14 protein-coding genes and 1 riboswitch are annotated in these 18035 nt (G+C 41.7%); of the genes, 9 read left to right on the forward strand and 5 right to left on the reverse strand.

Annotated elements, in window-relative coordinates:
* Window positions 1-92: 92 nt before the first annotated feature.
* The gene (locus LMH66_RS13175; RefSeq protein WP_229370562.1) at window positions 93-605 is read right to left on the reverse strand and encodes a hypothetical protein; all 513 of its coding nucleotides are present in this window, start codon (window positions 603-605) and stop codon (window positions 93-95) included.
* A 121-nt stretch (window positions 606-726) separates the two neighbouring features.
* Complete coding sequence (locus tag LMH66_RS13180; protein ID WP_229370563.1) at window positions 727-1452, reverse strand: hypothetical protein; 726 nt, start codon at window positions 1450-1452, stop codon at window positions 727-729.
* Window positions 1453-1774: 322 nt separating this feature from the next.
* Here LMH66_RS13180 and prlC point away from each other — a divergent pair, with 322 nt between their 5' ends.
* Together prlC and LMH66_RS13190 are read left to right on the forward strand one after the other, a co-directional pair.
* A complete protein-coding gene (gene prlC, locus LMH66_RS13185; RefSeq protein ID WP_229370565.1) occupies window positions 1775-3829 on the forward strand; it encodes an oligopeptidase A in 2055 nt (684 codons plus the stop codon).
* 236 nt (window positions 3830-4065) lie between these two features.
* A complete protein-coding gene (locus tag LMH66_RS13190) occupies window positions 4066-4749 on the forward strand; it encodes a PilZ domain-containing protein (RefSeq protein ID WP_102526989.1) in 684 nt (227 codons plus the stop codon).
* Between the two features lie 85 nt (window positions 4750-4834).
* On the opposite strand, the gene ribB is transcribed toward LMH66_RS13190, so the two are convergent.
* On the reverse strand, window positions 4835-5491 hold the full coding sequence (gene ribB / locus LMH66_RS13195) for a 3,4-dihydroxy-2-butanone-4-phosphate synthase (RefSeq protein WP_229370566.1): 657 nt from the start codon (window positions 5489-5491) through the stop codon (window positions 4835-4837).
* 93 nt (window positions 5492-5584) lie between these two features.
* Window positions 5585-5760, reverse strand: a riboswitch (FMN riboswitch).
* A gap of 238 nt (window positions 5761-5998) precedes the next feature.
* Between ribB and LMH66_RS13200 the strand changes: the two genes are divergently transcribed.
* Together LMH66_RS13200 and LMH66_RS13205 are read left to right on the forward strand one after the other, a co-directional pair.
* Window positions 5999-6553 carry a thioesterase family protein gene (locus LMH66_RS13200; protein WP_102526984.1) on the forward strand — a complete coding sequence of 185 codons (555 nt, stop codon included), beginning with the start codon at window positions 5999-6001 and terminating at the stop codon, window positions 6551-6553.
* A 43-nt stretch (window positions 6554-6596) separates the two neighbouring features.
* A complete protein-coding gene (locus tag LMH66_RS13205; protein ID WP_229370603.1) occupies window positions 6597-7286 on the forward strand; it encodes a DNA-3-methyladenine glycosylase I in 690 nt (229 codons plus the stop codon).
* On the opposite strand, the gene LMH66_RS13210 is transcribed toward LMH66_RS13205, so the two are convergent.
* On the reverse strand, window positions 7283-7903 hold the full coding sequence (locus tag LMH66_RS13210; protein WP_229370567.1) for a TetR/AcrR family transcriptional regulator: 621 nt from the start codon (window positions 7901-7903) through the stop codon (window positions 7283-7285). The genes LMH66_RS13205 and LMH66_RS13210 overlap by 4 nt on opposite strands.
* A gap of 106 nt (window positions 7904-8009) precedes the next feature.
* Between LMH66_RS13210 and LMH66_RS13215 the strand changes: the two genes are divergently transcribed.
* The 4 genes from LMH66_RS13215 (at window position 8010) to LMH66_RS13230 (ending at window position 14478) form a co-directional block, all read left to right on the forward strand.
* A complete protein-coding gene (locus tag LMH66_RS13215) occupies window positions 8010-9101 on the forward strand; it encodes an MBL fold metallo-hydrolase (RefSeq protein ID WP_229370569.1) in 1092 nt (363 codons plus the stop codon).
* Window positions 9102-9479: 378 nt separating this feature from the next.
* A complete protein-coding gene (locus LMH66_RS13220) occupies window positions 9480-10634 on the forward strand; it encodes an efflux RND transporter periplasmic adaptor subunit (protein ID WP_229370571.1) in 1155 nt (384 codons plus the stop codon).
* A gap of 9 nt (window positions 10635-10643) precedes the next feature.
* Complete coding sequence (locus LMH66_RS13225) at window positions 10644-13796, forward strand: efflux RND transporter permease subunit (RefSeq protein WP_229370573.1); 3153 nt, start codon at window positions 10644-10646, stop codon at window positions 13794-13796.
* Window positions 13797-14007: 211 nt separating this feature from the next.
* Complete coding sequence (locus LMH66_RS13230; protein ID WP_229370576.1) at window positions 14008-14478, forward strand: TlpA disulfide reductase family protein; 471 nt, start codon at window positions 14008-14010, stop codon at window positions 14476-14478.
* Window positions 14479-14533: 55 nt separating this feature from the next.
* On the opposite strand, the gene LMH66_RS13235 is transcribed toward LMH66_RS13230, so the two are convergent.
* Window positions 14534-16165, reverse strand: a complete 1632-nt coding sequence (locus LMH66_RS13235; protein WP_229370582.1) for an AbgT family transporter — start codon at window positions 16163-16165, stop codon at window positions 14534-14536.
* Window positions 16166-16760: 595 nt separating this feature from the next.
* Between LMH66_RS13235 and LMH66_RS20575 the strand changes: the two genes are divergently transcribed.
* Window positions 16761-18035 carry a lytic transglycosylase domain-containing protein gene (locus LMH66_RS20575; RefSeq protein ID WP_229370584.1) on the forward strand — a complete coding sequence of 425 codons (1275 nt, stop codon included), beginning with the start codon at window positions 16761-16763 and terminating at the stop codon, window positions 18033-18035.

The raw sequence follows: 18035 nt of genomic DNA on the forward strand, positions 1-18035 counted from the left end.
CAGTTTAAGACAGAGTCACAATACAGATACAAACAATCATGACTTTGCAGTGAGTAAGACTGCAAAGCTCTGTGTTAAATGATGAGTGATCATTAGCGGCGGTACTGACATTCAGCTTGTTGCCCTTGTGAAGGACCTTCGCCTTCACAATCCATGCATTGCCATTCTGTCTCACGATGTGACAATTCAGTTTGCAGGTATGCCGCCTGATCATGGTGTTTGAGTTGATTCGATAACTGCTTTATGCGGTTGCCAAGCCAGCGGCAACTCGGGTCATTAGCAGTTTTTCCTGAGCTGGCGCTCAGTTTTGTTGGTTCAGGTTTACCTGTTATTTGGGGCTTATTATAAGGGGCAATTGATTCATCTCGAAGCATATCTGTGGATGAAAAGTTTAGCGAGCCTTGTTCTGGTGGCAGTGAGATCGGTTGGCCTTGATGGTCGAGCACCATGCCCATGGGAAGTGATTTTTGGGGCATTCTTTCTGTTTGAGATTCTGTTTGAGATTCTGTTTGAGTTTTAGTGAGTGTTGATAAGTCACTGGCTTGAGTGGCTGAGCTGAAAAAAGCACAGATAATGAGGCACAAGTATCCTTTTGAATATGTCATAAGCATTCCTTTGCTTGGTGAGTTTGCGCCTTGTTTGCAATGTAAAAACAAACAGGCTTAGCTCACTGAGCTTAGAAGGCGATGCGTATTAATGCCAGTTTGAGGGAGAGGGTGATGGAAGTTAAAAGCGCCAAGTTAAATGAATGCCTGCGTAACTTTCATCTAAACTACCGCTAATGCCCTCAACTTTTGCTTGTTCTTTGATATCGTCCATAGCAATGGAGTGACTAAAGTGAGCACTGACGGCGATATTGCTTGAGAGTTCATAACTTGCTTCAACGCCCATTTGGAAATGGTTAGCACCATTGTGTTCTTCAGTCGCATATTGAAAATCAAAGCCCTGAGTAATATATGGGGTTACTGTGAACTGCTCTGTCAATTGGCAAGGGCTATGTAAGCTGACCTCGACAAAATATCCTCCAGCTTCTGTTGCATAGGTATACGCAACTGATGGGATCAACCAGTCGACACCGGTGTAGGCTATGACGGCAAAGACTTCATTGTCTGAGCTGCGTTCATCACCATAAAACTCTAAACGTTGGTAACCTATTACTGTCTCAATATCTTCATGTAGGTGTAAAGCGTACTCAAGACCAAAATTCCATTCGATGTAATGTTCAGAGTCACCCCTGACCATAGTGGCATAAGTGGTTAAATCACCAGATGTCACCGCCGCTCCAGCTTGATATATGCCACCACTGTCTAAATTATTTCTACCTTCTGACACATACTTAGAATCCCAGCCCGCATTAAAAGCAAACTCAAGATCTTCTGCTTTAGCATGGGAAGAGCAAAGAGCGGTAATCGTCATTATTGATAAGAACAAAGGGGTTATGTTTACTTTCATATCAGTAACGTTTCTCAATAGTGTCAGTAGATGAGTCAAGAATACATCAACTTAACGGGCTAAAAATGATAATGAGTTAGATTTGCGATCAGCTTGTCAATAATTGATATGTAAATTATGAGTAAATGAATATGGATGATACATCACATTTTTTAAGGTTATTTTCAGGTAGAAGAAAAATTAGCCATGTTTATGCCAATCAATGCCATTTAAACAGAGGGCTAATTCTTACTTCAATAAAGAGCTAGACTTGAATTCAATCACTTGAGCCCTTATTAATGTGTAACAGGCAATTATTACCCTATTTCCCGAGGAATCACCTATGAGCAACCCATTGCTAGATAATCCTTTGCTTAAACAAAGCGAACTGCCGCAGTTTTCAGCCATTAAAGCAGAGCATATTCAGCCAGCTGTTGAGCAAGCGATTGCCGATTGTCGTAGTAAAATTGAACAAGTATTGGCAAGTACTGACCAATACACTTGGGAAAACTTGATTGAGCCACTTGAAGAAGTCGATGACCGCTTAAGTAAAATTTGGTCTCCAGTTTCACATATGAATTCAGTGACAAGTACAGATGAATGGCGCGAAGCACACGATGCTTGCTTACCATTATTGTCTGAGTACGGCACGTTCGTTGGTCAACATGAAGGTTTATACCAAGCGTATAAATCGATTCAAGAATCTGCAGATTTTGAAAAATTGACGACCCCGCAAAAAACCTTATTAACTCAAAGCTTACGTGACTTTGAATTGTCAGGCATTGGTTTGAATGATGAGCAAAAAGTACGTTATGGTGAGATTGTAAAACGCTTATCGGAATTAACTAGCAGCTTTTCAAACCAACTATTAGATGCGACAGAAGCATGGTCTAAATTGATCACTGATGAGGCAGCATTGGCTGGATTACCTGATTCAGCAATTGCTGCAGCAAAGGCAATGGCTGAGGATAAACAGCAGCAAGGTTGGTTATTCACGCTGGATTTCCCTTCCTATTTACCAGTAATGACTTACAGCGAAAACCGTGAGTTACGTGAAGAGTGCTACCGTGCTTTCGTTACTCGCGCATCAGACCAAGGCCCGAATGCGGGTGAGTTTGATAACAGTGCCAATATGGATGAGATTTTAGCTTTACGCCATGAGCTTGCGCAATTGCTTGGGTTCGATAGCTACGCAGATAAGTCTTTGGCAACTAAAATGGCCAACGACCCAAGCCAAGTTTTATCATTCTTAAATGAATTAGCATTACGTTCAAAAGAGCAAGGAAAGGCAGAACTCGCTGAACTGAAAGCCTTTGCTAAAGAGCACTTTGATGTCACTGAAATGGCTTCATGGGATTTAAGTTTTTATGCTGAAAAATTACAGCAGCACAAATATGAAGTTTCTCAAGAATTACTGCGTCCATATTTTCCTGAAGACAAAGTCTTATCAGGTTTGTTTTATACCGTGTCACGCTTATTCGGCTTGAGCATTGAAGAACAAAAAGACGTGGATACTTGGCATAACGATGTACGCTTCTTCCAGATTTATGATGCTGACAAGGTTCACCGTGGTAGCTTCTATTTAGATTTGTACGCCCGCAGCGGTAAACGTGGCGGCGCATGGATGGATGATTGTCGAGGCCGTCGTGTAACAAGTTCTGGTCTTCAAAAACCCGTTGCTTACTTAACGTGTAACTTTAATGGTCCAGTCGATGGTAAACCCGCGTTGTTTACCCATGATGAAGTCACCACTTTATTCCATGAATTTGGTCATGGTATTCACCATATGTTGACGCAAATTGAAGTCGGCGGTGTTGCTGGCATTAACGGCGTACCTTGGGATGCCGTTGAGCTACCAAGTCAGTTTATGGAAAACTGGTGTTGGCAAGAAGAGGCACTGGCTGAAATTTCTGGTCACTTTGAAACCGGCGAACAGTTACCAAAAGCCTTGTTAGATAAGATGCTAGCAGCAAAGAACTTCCAGTCAGGCATGATGATGTTGCGCCAGCTTGAATTCTCACTGTTTGATTTCAGAATGCATCATGAGTTTAATGCTGAAAAGGGCGCTGATATTCAAGGCATTTTGGATGAAGTACGTAGCCAGGTTGCGGTGAATGTACCTCCTGAGTTCAATCGTTTCCAACATGGTTTTGCACACATTTTTGCTGGTGGATATGCCGCAGGCTATTACAGTTACAAGTGGGCTGAAGTGCTGTCAGCTGATGCATTTTCTCGTTTTGAGGATGAAGGTATTTTTAATCCAGAAACGGGTAAAAGCTTCTTGAATAACATCCTAGAAATGGGCGGCAGTGAAGAACCAATGACTTTATTTGTGCGCTTTATGGGTCGTGAGCCTAATACAGATGCATTATTGCGTCACTCTGGGATCAATGCCTAAGTTGCATTTACTCTTATTTTACGTGTAAGCCATTTATACGTATTAAGAAATGCTAAAAATGAAGAGGCGCCCTAGGGTGCCTTTTATTATTTTTATTCCATCGCAGCTAGTTGGGTTGCAAAATAAACTTATTTTATCGTGAAAGTTACATTACTATGATGGAAGCTACGATAAAAACAACGATAGAACTAATACTATCGAATAAATAATATCGAATAAATAATCGAATGATTTGAATGGACTCTATTTTGAACGAACAGCCATCACCAGAACAACAAATCTTTTTTAACCTATCGCCAGGGCGAACGGTTGATTTGCAGATTGATTTTCCTGTGAAATTTAGAACCAAAGCAACGTTAGTAGGTTATGAGTTAGGAAAGTACATCATCTTAAAACATCCCGCACCGCAGCAGATGAATAACTACAGCGATGTGTTTGTTGAAGGTAATGGCGTGGTGGTGCGCTACTTGTTAGAAGGCCAGCAGGGCGAGTGTTACGCATTCAAGTCAAACATCCGCAATATTACCAAATTACCTGAAAAACTGATCTTCCTTTCATATCCGAAGCAAATTGAGAATCGGCAATTACGTACTCACCAACGATATGTCACTCATTTGCCCGCCGCGATTCAAGCGAAAGACGAAAATGATGCCAGTCGTGGCACTCAATTAAAGGGCATTATTTCGGACATTTCGCCTAAAGGCTGTGGCTTTGTTTTTAAAACAGATAACCCTAACCTAAAAGTGAGTCAGAAGGACATCATAGTGATGATCCGCAATCCAAATGACGAAGGAATTAGCATTCCTGCCAAAGTTTGTAATAGCCGATTTGAAGACGGCAAGGTCAATGTAGGGATTAAGTTTGAAGAGAATGACCAGCAGATTAAAACCTTACTAAATCAACTTTATATTGATTTGTAACCCCCCCAGCATGCATGCCATTTCAATGAAAAAAGCGACTGGTTTCAGTCGCTTTTTTTGGCTTATTTGTACGCAGTCGCTCTATTTAAGCGAGTTTTAAATCATATTGCTGACGGTACATCACCATGTCTTCAATGGTGAGCACTGGCATATTGTGCTTTAAGCCAAAAGCGACAATTTCAGGCGCTTTTGCCATCGTGCCATCTTCGTTAGTAACTTCACACAATACGCCATAAGGCTGTAAACCTGCCATTTGCATTAAATCTACCGTGCCTTCGGTATGACCACGACGAGTGAGTACACCACCTGCGCGAGCGCGCAATGGGAATACATGTCCAGGTCTTGCTAAATCTGATGCTTTAGCATTTGCCGCAGTAGCCGTTTTGATTGTTGTCACGCGATCGGCTGCAGATACGCCGGTAGTGACGCCTTCTTTAGCTTCAATTGACACCGTAAATGCGGTTTGATTAGCGCTATTGTTATCAGTAACCATTGGCGGTAATTCAAGTTTGCTCGCTTGCGCATCCGTTAAGCATAAACACACGATACCGCTGCATTCGCGGATCATTAATGCCATTTGCTGACTGGTAAGATGCTCAGCTGAATAGATAATATCGCCTTCGTTTTCTCGATCTTCATCATCGAGTAACAATACGCCATTACCTTGTCTTAAGGCAGCTAAGGCTTTTTCAACACGTTCTAGAGGATCGCCAAAAGGCGCAAGTAGTGATAGCTGATTCATGGTTAACTCCTAAAAAATACCAGAATCAGGGCTTTAAAGAGGGTTTTTACGCCAAACGAAATACACCAGTAAGCCCTAGGCTCACTGGTGTATTTCTATTCTCTCTCATCCGGACTATAACCGTCGGCTCTGGAATATGAAGTATTACACTTCAGTCACCAAATCTGCTGACCTCGAAAAATCGAGCGCTCGCGGGCTTAACTAACTCTACATATAGGTAAAATAGCATCACCGCCGGTGGGGAATTTCGCCCCGCCCTGAGAATTAAAATAATCTGCTTAACGCCCTATGCATTAAACAGCGCCGTCATGGTAAGCCAAAATGTAGCGATAAAAAAGTGTTAATGCTCACAGAGATGGTAATTATTTATTCAACTCTGGTAGGTGAACTTTTCAGGGCTCAATTCGTAATAAGGTGTTCTATTTTATGATTTGTTAATTTAGGTGACGGACTTGATAGCTGGTATGACCTCTGATAGCCTGATGCGCTCAAAAGGAGTAGTAGTATATGAATTTATATTTCCGTCTAATATGGTTAATGTTTTGGCGTAATCGCAAAGCCAAAAAAATCGGCTTTTTAGATATCAGTCGTATTAGTTACCGTGCATGGCCACTTGATTGCGATATCAATATGCATTTAACCAACTCCCGCTATCCAGCGTTTATGGATCTCGCGCGTACCCATATGATTGCCGAAATGGGCATAATGAAAAAGCTATTAAAGCTGAAATGGCTACCCATCGTGAATGCGTCGGAATTTACTTTTTTCCGCGACATTAAGCCGATGGAAAAGTTTGAGATTGAAACCAGAATTGTCAGCTGGGATGAAAAATACTTTTATATCGAGCAGCGCTTTGTCACTGCTAGAGGTTTGCACTGCATCATGCATGTTCGTGGTGTATTTGTGTGTAAGGGTAAACAAGTGCCTATTACTGAATTAGTGGCCGCAGCAGGTTATGAAGGCCCCACTCCTGAAATGCCACCTGAATTAGTTAAGTGGAAAGCGTTTTTACAGGTGAAGAAAGAACAAAATCAAGCGCCTAAATTGAGTTTAGCATCATAAGGTTTATGATAGGTATTTAGGCTCAACATTGACTGGAATGACTGTGGCAACATTAGAGAAGTTTAGTGATATTTTTGATCGTGCAGCTGAGCGAAAAGGCGGTGCTAAGTCGTTAGGCTTATTGATGCCACACACCTTAGAAACCGACGAAATTGGACAGTTTTCTGATGCTCAGTTGTTATCAGCGATGAGCAAGCAAGTGTTTCAGAGTGGTTTTGTATGGCGGGTTGTTGAAAATAAATGGCCAGCGTACGAAACAGCCTTCTTTGACTTTGAGCCACTCAAAGTATTGATGTTGTCACCGGATCAAATCCAGCAAAGAGCATCAGATGCGACACTCATTCGTCATCAAAAGAAAACCCAGTCGATTGTCGATAATGCTTACATGATCCAACAGATTGCTGCGGAACACGGTAGCTTTGCGGAGTTTATTGCTAACTGGCCTGAAGAGGATATTACTGGTCTGTGGCAAGCTCTAAAAAAGAAAGGTAGCCGTTTAGGCGGGAATACTGGGCCATACTTTTTACGCAATGTTGGTAAAGATACGTTTTTATTGACCAGTGACGTACAGTCATACCTTAAAGCAACTCAGGTTGTTGATGCTGGATTTACGTCACAAACGGCTTTACGCCAAGCGCAAGCCGCTTTTAATCATTGGCAGCAAGAATCAGGCTTAAGCCTTGCACACATTAGTCGGATTATTTCGCTGAGTGTAGGTGATAACCGAGTTTAACTGGGTTTCGTTTCATAGCGACATAAAAACATCAACGCGACTTCTGACGCTATTTCCTGCAGCTCTGCCTCAGTGAGTTGTTTTGAAAATTGCAGCACTTGAGGCCAAAAGCATGGTCCTTTAATCAGGCTGTGAATTTGCATTAAAGCAACATTCTCATCTTTTATCTCGAGTTTACCATCTGCCATTGCCGCTCTTATCCAGCGTAAAGTCGCCCCTTCCTGATTTTTAACTCGCATCAGTTCTTGGTTCATTTCTTGTGGACAATAGAAAAAGTGTCCCATTGCCATGCGCGTTAACTCGATATATTCATTACTGTTGATGAAGTTAATCTCAGTGAGTACTAAGTCCGTTAACTGCTGGTGTAGCGGAACATCAAGCTGATATTTAGCGACATTATGATTGATTGAACGTTCCCACAGATCAGCCATTAATGTCATGACAATGGCTTCTTTAGTTTCAAAATGATTGTAAACCGTGCGCTTAGATACTTTGGCGACTTCCGCTAATTTATCCATGCTTGTTGCTGCTACACCAAATTCAGTAAAGGTGATTTTGGCTGCTTCAATAATCGCGATGCGCTTTTTTTGGCTTAAGGTCATTTTTTCAGTGGTCATCGTTAGGTCTCAAATCATCTTCTGCGGGATATTCTACACTGAGCAGTTTACTTTTCAATATAAGTTTAATAAACTGCACCGTGTAGTTTACTTTTTGGTGGTATGAATGAAATATTTACTTGTCTTGATAGGGGTCGTAGTGATGGGGTTGTCAATTAAGTCATTTTTGGGTGCTGATAAAACAGAGACACCTAAATACCAAAATAGCGATATTCAGTACCAGTCAGGTTTAAGTGATATATGGAGTATTGCTAAAAGCTATATGACCACTAAAAGACTGCATCCAGTCCCAGAAGTAGACGTACCAGTTAAACCTATGACTGCTGTTAGTTTAACTTTTTCTACAGAAGATGAAATTTTTAGACTTGGCCATTCCACCTTACTTATTCGCCTTGATGGTGAATATATCCTTTTAGATCCTGTGTTTAGTCAAAGGGCATCACCTGTTCAATGGGCGGGGCCAAAACGTTTTCATCAGTCTCCGATAAATATTGAACAATTACCCCCTATAAAGACGGTCATTATTAGTCATGACCATTATGATCATCTTGATAAAGCAGCCGTGATTGCACTTGAAGATAAGGTTGAGCATTTTGTGACGCCCCAAAAAGTTGGCGATCACTTAATTGAGTGGGGTATTGAGCCAAGCAAAGTGACACAGTTAGCTTGGTGGGATGAGTTGACGTTAGGTGAGTTAACCTTAGTCGCCACACCAGCTCAGCATTTTTCTGGGCGCGGGCTATTTGATCGAGATGCGACTTTATGGGCGAGTTGGGTGATCCAAGGTCAGCAAAGTAAGCTATTTTTTAGTGGTGACGGTGGTTATTTTTCTGGTTTCAAGGAAATCGGTGAAAGATACGGACCATTTGATCTCACCATGATTGAAACGGGTGCCTATAATGAAATGTGGAGTGAGATCCATATGCTTCCTGAACAAAGTTTACAGGCGCACATTGATTTAAATGGCGAACTGTTTAATCAAAAAGCCATGTTACCAATTCATAATGGCACCTTTGATTTAGCATTACATGATTGGTTTGAACCATTGGAGCGTATTGTGGCATTAGGTGAAAAAGCCAATGTAAATGTGATTACTCCTGTGTTTGGTGAGGCGATTAGCTTGAAAGCGCCTACAGTTAAATCACGGTGGTGGCGTGAGATGCTTGCCAATGAAGAGTTGGTTTTGCAGTCACAGTAAATTTTTGTAAGAAAATAGGAAAATATTTGGTTTAACCTAAATTAAACCAAACAATATACTATTTCATATGCATTTATTTTAACGTTATGTTGTATATTGGTGTTTTTATAGCCTGTTTCAATGTAACGTTTTTGCAACATAAAAGGGTTGTATTTTTTGTTGACACAAATCAGTTAACAAACCCGAAACAAGTCAGCTAAGTTTATTATTTGTTTACAATTTATAATATTTTAAATGGTTGTTGAGTTTATATGGGTGTGCGATAACAGTGCCCATCAAAAAGTAAGTAAATTAAAACGTTAGGAATATCGCTATTTAGCAACTGTTACGCAATGAAGCGAATGGTTACTGATGATGTCATTAGGAGTAAGAACAGTCATGCACAAAGCACTGAAAATAGCCTCAGTAATCACTGCGGCTTTATGGATTACCGCTTGTGGTCAAGCCGATAAGGCTCAAACCCAGCAAAAAGCACCTCCCGTTCCAGTTGGAGTGTTGAGTGTGACTGAGCAATCTCAAGCTATTCAAGTTGAGCTACCTGGTCGTAGTCGTGCTTTTTTAGAAGCTGAAGTACGTCCGCAGGTATCTGGCATTATCACTAATCGTGGTTTTGTTGAAGGCAAAGATGTTGAAGCCGGTCAATCACTGTATCAAATTGACTCAGCAACATATAAAGCTGCGTTAATCAGTGCAGAAGCTGACTTAGCAAGCGCCAATGCAGCTTTAGGTTCAGCAAAAGCAACGGCTGATCGTTATGCTGCACTTGTGCAAACCAATGCCATTAGTAAGCAAGACTTTGATGAAGCAGATGCCGCTTATAAAGAAGCGATTGCGAATGTGACAGTGGCCAAAGCTGCGATTAACACTGCCAACATTAACCTTGAATATACTGAAGTTAAAGCGCCTATTTCTGGCCGCATCGGTAAATCAAGTGTGACTCCTGGTGCATTGGTTACTGCTAACCAATCAACGATTTTAGCTAAAATTCAGCAACTTGATCCAATCAATGTTGATATCGCTCAATCAAGTGCCCAGTTACTTCGTTTAAAAGCAAAGCTGAAAGCAGGTAAATTACAGCAAAGTGAAAATGCCGAAGTAAAGCTTATTCTTGAAGATGGCAGCACTTACGAGCAGATTGGTACGTTACAGTTTGCTGAAGTCAGTGTTGATGAAGCAACAGGTTCAGTGACCTTACGTGCTGAATTCCCTAACCCTGATGGTGTATTGCTGCCTGGTATGTATGTACGTGCGATTTTGAATGCTGGTCAAGATCCTAAAGCGATTTTAGTTCCGCAAAAAGCCATTTCACGTAATACCAAAGGCGAAGCAGTGGCGATGGTTGTTGGTGAAGGCAATAAAGTTGAAACGCGTGTTGTGACAACTGCTGAAGTGATTAATCACCAATGGCGTATCACTGAAGGTTTGAAAACTGGCGATAAATTGATTGTTGAAGGCTTACAAAAAATTCGCCACGGATCGGAAGTAACTCCACAAGTATTGTCAGCGACTAAAGCAACCACTGAAACTAAATAGGGTAACGTTATGGCTCGTTTCTTTATCGATCGCCCTATTTTTGCATGGGTGATTTCAATCTTAATCATGCTGGCAGGTGTCTTAGCAATTAAAGACCTTCCAGTTGCACAATACCCAAGTATTGCGCCACCAACCGTAGAGATTACTGCGTTTTATCCAGGTGCGTCTGCAAAGACCATGGAAGATACAGTAACTCAGGTTATTGAGCAGCGTATGACAGGTATTGACCATCTGCGCTACATTGCTTCTAGCAGTGACAGTTTCGGTAATGCGACTATTACCTTAACGTTTAATGCTGAAGCAGACCCCGATATTGCCCAAGTACAGGTGCAAAATAAGCTGCAAGCAGCGATGACTTTGTTACCTCAAGAAGTGCAGTCTCAAGGGGTTAACGTTGTTAAATCAAGTGCTGGCTTCTTGATGGTTGCAGCATTTGTATCTGAAGATGGCTCTTTAGAAAAAGGCGACATCGCGGATTATGTTGCTGCCAACATTCAAGATCCATTAAGCCGTGTACCTGGCGTAGGTGAAATCCAGTTATTTGGTGCCCAGTATGCAATGCGTATATGGCTAGACCCGCTTAAACTTACCCAATATAACCTGACCAGTATTGATGTCATGGCTGCGATTCAAGAGCAAAATGCTCAAGTTTCAGCGGGTCAATTAGGTGGTGCGCCATCGGTTGCAGGTCAAGAGTTAAATGCAACAGTAACAGCGCAAAGTCGTCTACAAACGCCTGAACAATTCCGTGAAATTATTCTTAAATCTGATTCATCAGGTGCAAACGTTTATCTAAATGATGTCGCACGAGTTGAGCTAGGTTCTGAAAGTTATTCTGTTGAATCATTTTATAACGGTAAGCCAGCATCAGGTGTTGGTGTTCAGTTAGCAACAGGTGCTAACGCACTCGATACTGCGAAAAACGTGCGTGAAAAGTTAGATGAATTAAAAACTTACTTCCCTGATAGTTTAGAAATTTACTATCCATATGACACGACACCATTCGTTGAGAAATCAATTGAGGGTGTTGTACATACTCTGATTGAAGCGGTTGTTTTAGTGTTCTTGATTATGTATCTGTTCCTGCAGAACTTCAGAGCAACGCTTATTCCGACGATTGCGGTTCCTGTTGTATTGCTTGGTACTTTCGCGATTTTATCAGCGACAGGTTTCTCGATTAATACCTTGACCATGTTTGCAATGGTACTGGCCATCGGTCTACTGGTGGATGATGCCATCGTGGTGGTGGAAAACGTCGAGCGGGTCATGTCCGAAGAGGGGCTCAGTCCACTCGAAGCTACCCGAAAATCGATGGACCAGATCACCGGTGCACTAATTGGTATTGGTTTAACCTTATCGGCTGTATTTGTTCCAATGGCATTTATGTCAGGCTCAACGGGTGTTATTTACCGTCAGTTCTCGATTACGATTGTGTCAGCGATGGCATTATCTGTATTGATTGCGATGATCTTAACTCCAGCACTTTGTGCCACCATGCTTAAGCCTATTCCAAAAGGCCATACTCACACGAATAAAGGCTTCTTCGGTTGGTTTAACCGCAGCTTTGACAAGTTAACATCGCGTTATGAAGCCAGCGTTGCGGCTATCCTGAAACGTACCGTTCGAATGATGGGTGTATATCTTGTACTTGTGATTGCTACGGCATGGATTTTCATGCGTATGCCAACAGCATTCTTGCCTGATGAAGACCAAGGTATCTTGTTCACTCAAGCCATTTTGCCAACCAACTCGACTCAAGAAAGTACCATTAAAGTACTGGAAGAAGTCAGTGACTATTACCTAAATGAAGAAGGCGATACCGTTAAGTCAGTATTTAGCGTAGCTGGTTTCAGTTTTGCGGGTTCTGGTCAAAACATGGGTATTGCTTTCGTAGGTCTTGAAGACTGGGCCGAGCGTGGTGAAGGGCAAGATGTTCAATCATTGTCTAACCGTGCTATGGGTCGCTTCATGCAAATGAAAGAAGCATTGGTGTTTGCCTTTGTGCCGCCCGCAGTAATCGAATTAGGTACATCGAATGGTTTCGATATGTATCTGCAAGATCGCGGTGGTCAAGGACACGAGGCCTTAGTGGCAGCGCGTAACCAATTGCTGGGTATGGCAGCGCAAAATCCAAACCTTGTGGGGGTTCGTCCAAATGGACAAGAAGACGCCCCGATGTATGAAATCCATGTTGATCAAGCCAAAATCCGCGCTTTAGGTGTCGATATTGATAACGTCAACAGCGTACTGGCAACCGCTTATGGTGGTTCATACGTCAATGATTTCATCGACCGTGGCCGAGTGAAGAAAGTATACGTTCAAGGTGAAGCTGAATACCGTATGCAGCCTAGCGATTTAGATAGCTGGTATGTACGTAATTCAGAAGGTGAAATGGTACCTTTCTCAGCCTTTACCACAGGTACTTGGGAGTTTGGTTCACCTCAGTTACAACGTTTTAATGGTTTACCAGCAATCAATATTCAAGGTGCCACTATGCCTGGGTACAGTACTGGTGACGCTATGAATGATTTCGAAGAAATGGTGAAGCAGTTACCACCAGGATTCGGCATTGAGTGGAACGGTCTATCTTATGAAGAAAGATTGTCAGGCAACCAAGCTCCTGCGTTATATGCCTTATCCATTTTGGTCGTATTCTTAGTACTTGCGGCGCTATATGAAAGTTGGTCAGTACCCTTTGCGGTTATCTTGGTAGTACCTTTAGGGGTTATCGGGGCATTATTAGCGATGAACGGTCGTGGATTACCGAACGATGTATTCTTCCAAGTAGGCCTACTGACGACAGTGGGGCTTGCGACCAAGAATGCGATCTTAATTGTAGAATTTGCTAAAGAATTCTACGACAAAGGCGCAGGATTGATTGAGGCAACATTGCATGCGGTTCGTGTACGTTTGCGTCCAATCTTGATGACATCATTAGCATTTGGTTTAGGTGTTGTTCCACTGGCAATCAGTACAGGTGTTGGTTCTGGTAGTAAGAATGCACTTGGTACTGGTGTACTAGGTGGCATGATGAGCTCAACCTTTATTGGTATCTTCTTAATCCCGCTGTTCTTCGTGGTGGTTGAGAGAATATTCAGTAAAAAAGAGCGTAAAGGCTATAAACCGCCTGAAGCTGAATCGGAAAGCACTGAGAAAAGTTAATCGTATTAACTGACTATCACTTAAAAAGCCTGCAATATGCAGGCTTTTTTATGTCCGAACATAAATTATAGTTAAGTCCAAATAGGCAATATACTGATCCTTATAGTGTCCGATAAACGTAACATGGTCATCAGTTTAGTTATAAGATACTGGCATTAATAAGGATGTGTGTTGGATGTTGGATGTAGGATGTAGGATGTTGGAGTGAACGATGAAAATGATAATCGGAATATTGCTGTTGATTGCGCCATTAATACCATCAGCGGCGCCCTCATTAAATCATCTTGTGGAGGATGTAGAAGGTAATAAGGTTAGCTTGAGCGAGTTTAAAGGCAAAGTCGTTTATGTGGATTTTTGGTCATCTTGGTGTGGGCCATGTAGAAAATCATTTCCATGGATGAATCAAATGCATGAGCAATATCAGCAGCAAGGCTTAGCTGTTGTGGCGATTAATCTAGATGTTGAAGTCGAATTAGCCCAAGTATTTTTAGAACAGTTACCAGCACAATTTACGATTCGTTATGATCCCGAAAGTGAAGTCGCAAGACTATTTGGCTTAAAAGGGATGCCAAGTAGCTTTATCTTCAATCGCCAAGGAGAACTCGTGCAGCAACATACTGGGTTTAATTTGGAGCAGACTTCTCAATATGAACAAGAGCTAGTGAATTTACTGGAGCAATAAAAAAGCCAATGACAGCTGATTGCTATCATTGACTTTAAGGCGTTTTCACACTTTTCTATGGTGTGTAGTAAGTTGCAGCACCAGGGCCTACAGGGAAGCCAAGCACGAATACCCATAGGAAGAAGAACAGAGTCCAGCCAATAAAGAACACGATAGAGTATGGCAACATGGTAGCGATCAGTGTACCAATTCCTAGATTCTTCTTATAACGGCTTGCGACCGCAAGAATAAGTCCAAAGTAACTCATCATTGGGGTGATAAGGTTCGTTACCGAATCACCAATACGATATGCTGCCTGAATAGTTTCAGGGGCATAACCGACAAGCATCAGCATAGGCACAAAAATAGGTGCAGTCACCGCCCATTGTGCAGATGCACTGCCTAGCATTAAGTTAATAAAACCACATAGCATGATAAACAATACAAACACTAGTGGGCCTGTTAATCCTATGCTGCTCAATGCATCGGCGCCAGTAACCGCAAGCACTGCGCCTAAGTTTGTCCATTTAAAGAATGCGACAAATTGAGATGCAAAGAAAACCAACACAATGTACATACCCATGGTGCTCATGCTGTGAGACATGGCATTAATGATATCAGTGTCTTTTTTCATGCTGCCGACCACTTTACCGTAAACTAAGCCTGGAATAGCAAAGCCGATAAAGATGAATGCAACAATCCCTTTCAGAAATGGTGAACCTGCGACTAACCCTGTTTCAGGGTTACGAAGTGCGCCCCATTCTGGAACAATGGTTAAAGCAAGTAAGCCAGATAGGACTAATACAGAAAAACCTGCCATTTTTAGCGCATGTTTTTCTTCTGCTGTCACCACATCCATTTTTTGTTCTGATAAATCGTCAGCGGCTTCAGCTACGTCATATTTCCCCAGTTTAGGCTCAACGATTTTTTCAGTGACTAATGCGCCTAACCCGGTGATTAAAAAGGTGGAAACGAACATGAAGTACCAATTCACTTCTGGTCCAACAATGTACTCAGGATCAATCATCTGAGCGGCCGCTTCGGTAATACCTGAAAGCAGTGGATCGACGGTTCCTAACAATAAGTTGGCACTATAACCGCCCGATACCCCTGCAAAGGCAGCAGCAAGACCGGCTAATGGATGGCGACCAAGGGAGTGAAATATCATCGCAGCCATTGGGATAAGCACGACGTAACCTAACTCTGAGGCTGTGTTAGACACAATACCCGCAAACACAATCGTGAGTGTCACAAGACGCTTAGAAGCGCCCATCACTAACAAACGCATAGCGGCTGAAAGTAGTCCTGAGCGTTCGGCAATACCTACACCTAGTAAGGCAACAAGTACGGTACCTAGTGGCGTAAAGCCAGTAAAGTTAGTGACGAGGTTTGAGACAATCATTCTCAAACCTTCAGCATTCATTAAGCTGACGACATGGATCAGTCCATCTTCGCTTCGGCCTGAACTACCAATGGGTCTAGGGTCTGCGACCGTGAGCTCGAAATAACCTGCAATACCGCTCATAGCGATAACGGCTAAACAGAACATGGCAAATAAGGTAATTGGGTGAGGTAACAGGTTACCTAAGCGCTCAACAATATTAAGAAATTTTACAAAAGCACCACTAGAAGCAATATCTTGAGGTGTCTGATTATTTGGCGGCGCGCCATTACCGGTTGGGCTCGTATTTGATGGAGTTGTGGTCATGATCTTCCCTTTAGCTTGGCTTAATTATTATGTGTTTGAGATTTTGCCAAGTTACAGCCTAGCGTATTTATTTTAAATTAAGCTTAAATTAACGATGAAAAAGTTGATAAAAATAACTTAACAACCATTATTCATTGAAGTTAACTTTATCACAACTCAACCAAGATAAAACAGCCTATATCGTGATGATTTTTTTGTAAGCTGGTATAAAAAACACCCACAACAGTTTGTGGTTATAGTGCTGTTATTTAAAGGTAAAATTTAGTTCGTGGGTGATGTGTTCATTATTTAGTTGTATATAAAGCAATTCATTGACTGTTAATTGTAAAGTTGCTTTTTTTACTGGTTTAACCCCTTCTTTTTATCCGGTTTTTGAATGGATTGTAAAAAAGTGCGCAATAAAAAAACACTGCTTGTTACGCTATTAAAGGTGAACTTTGGTTCAAAATATGACTATTATGAACAATAACAATAGGTGAACTGAGCTCGGTATTACCTTGAATAATAAAGAAATAGAGCTTCATAAGCTTGAGCATTAGGATTTTACAGTTTAAACATAATGAGAAAAATACAGTTTTTAATCAAAAGCTTAAGCATGTTTATTGCAGTATTAACTGTCATGACCAACCCTGTGCTGGCGAATGATAGCGCTACGTCAGACTCTACAACGCCTAAAACAAAACTCAGTATGAAACCTGCTGCAGTTGATTTAGAGCGCAAACAGCAGCAAAAGGCTTTGCTAACCTTATCACCAACTACTGCAGTAGTTGGTGATATTAACTTCACCGATTCGCCTGAAGAAAATACACTAAAAGAATCTAAGCCAACTCTGACATCTCAGTCATCTAAACCAACTAAGCAATATCACTATGTTGAAACAGTTAAGCCGCAAAAGCAGTTTTCGCAATCAGTGACAGAACACATCAAACCCAACAAAGTGGCTCAAGTACAGCTAGAGCCTGTAAAGCAAACTAAATCACAGCAAGTGTTATTAGCGCCGATAGTGGTGTTACCAACGCAAAATTCATCTACAAAGGATGTTGAAAGTCGATTGCAGTTAAAGCCGAAAAAGCAGCAAGTGCTTCATCCTTCTGTTGTTGCACTAGCAAGTGAATCACCAAAACCCATGTTGGTGTTACAACCTAAAGTCGTCGAAGCGCCAATTCTTGAAACGAGAGTTATTGAAACTAAAGTTATTGAAACTAAAGGTGTTCAACTTTCTCCGGCAACATCAGTGGTTTCTAAGCCTAAAAAAGCTTGGGTTAAACCCAATAAAACGGCTTCTTTTTCTACAACAAATTTATCTCAAGGTAAAACCAAAGCGAAGCGCAAAATTTATCAATATGAGCAAGGTGGTATTACAACGTTTTCAAACATAGTGCCTGACTCTGTAGACTTTGAAGTGCTGCTTTATGATTGTTTTGCGTGTCAGGTCAACTCCCAGGTCGATTGGCATAGCATTCCATTATTTACTTTTAAACATGCCGATTTTGTTACCGATGCCGCTGAGCAGTTTCAATTAGATCCTGCGTTAATTCGTGCGGTCATTCATGCTGAGTCAGCCTTTAATGCCAAAGCTCGCTCAAAAGTGGGGGCTATTGGCCTAATGCAATTAATGCCTGCGACGGCAAAAGAATTAGGCGTTAGTGATGCCTTTGATATCAAACAAAATATTTGGGGCGGCAGTCAATATTTAGCTTACTTACTCAACCGGTTTGATAATGATATTGATCTTGCTTGCGCCGCTTATAACGCTGGCCCAACAACAGTAAGTAAATACCAAGGCATACCGCCTTATCCTGAAACACAAGCCTATGTAGAGCGAGTCAAAATACTCTTAAAACGTTATCGCGCTGCACTGCAAAGTTAG

It is taken from the genome of Shewanella sp. 10N.7, from assembly GCF_020806285.1.
Lineage (GTDB): Bacteria > Pseudomonadota > Gammaproteobacteria > Enterobacterales > Shewanellaceae > Shewanella > Shewanella electrodiphila.

Bases quoted from the DNA above. Each gene is read 5' to 3' on its own strand.
- LMH66_RS13175 (WP_229370562.1), bottom strand. From the start codon at position 605: ATGACATATTCAAAAGGATACTTGTGCCTCATTATCTGTGCTTTTTTC.
- LMH66_RS13180 (WP_229370563.1), bottom strand. From the start codon at position 1,452: ATGAAAGTAAACATAACCCCTTTGTTCTTATCAATAATGACGATTACC.
- prlC (WP_229370565.1), top strand. From the start codon at position 1,775: ATGAGCAACCCATTGCTAGATAATCCTTTGCTTAAACAAAGCGAACTG.
- LMH66_RS13190 (WP_102526989.1), top strand. From the start codon at position 4,066: ATGGACTCTATTTTGAACGAACAGCCATCACCAGAACAACAAATCTTT.
- ribB (WP_229370566.1), bottom strand. From the start codon at position 5,491: ATGAATCAGCTATCACTACTTGCGCCTTTTGGCGATCCTCTAGAACGT.
- LMH66_RS13200 (WP_102526984.1), top strand. From the start codon at position 5,999: ATGAATTTATATTTCCGTCTAATATGGTTAATGTTTTGGCGTAATCGC.
- LMH66_RS13210 (WP_229370567.1), bottom strand. From the start codon at position 7,903: ATGACCACTGAAAAAATGACCTTAAGCCAAAAAAAGCGCATCGCGATT.
- LMH66_RS13215 (WP_229370569.1), top strand. From the start codon at position 8,010: ATGAAATATTTACTTGTCTTGATAGGGGTCGTAGTGATGGGGTTGTCA.
- LMH66_RS13220 (WP_229370571.1), top strand. From the start codon at position 9,480: ATGCACAAAGCACTGAAAATAGCCTCAGTAATCACTGCGGCTTTATGG.
- LMH66_RS13225 (WP_229370573.1), top strand. From the start codon at position 10,644: ATGGCTCGTTTCTTTATCGATCGCCCTATTTTTGCATGGGTGATTTCA.
- LMH66_RS13230 (WP_229370576.1), top strand. From the start codon at position 14,008: ATGAAAATGATAATCGGAATATTGCTGTTGATTGCGCCATTAATACCA.
- LMH66_RS13235 (WP_229370582.1), bottom strand. From the start codon at position 16,165: ATGACCACAACTCCATCAAATACGAGCCCAACCGGTAATGGCGCGCCG.
- LMH66_RS20575 (WP_229370584.1), top strand. From the start codon at position 16,761: ATGTTTATTGCAGTATTAACTGTCATGACCAACCCTGTGCTGGCGAAT.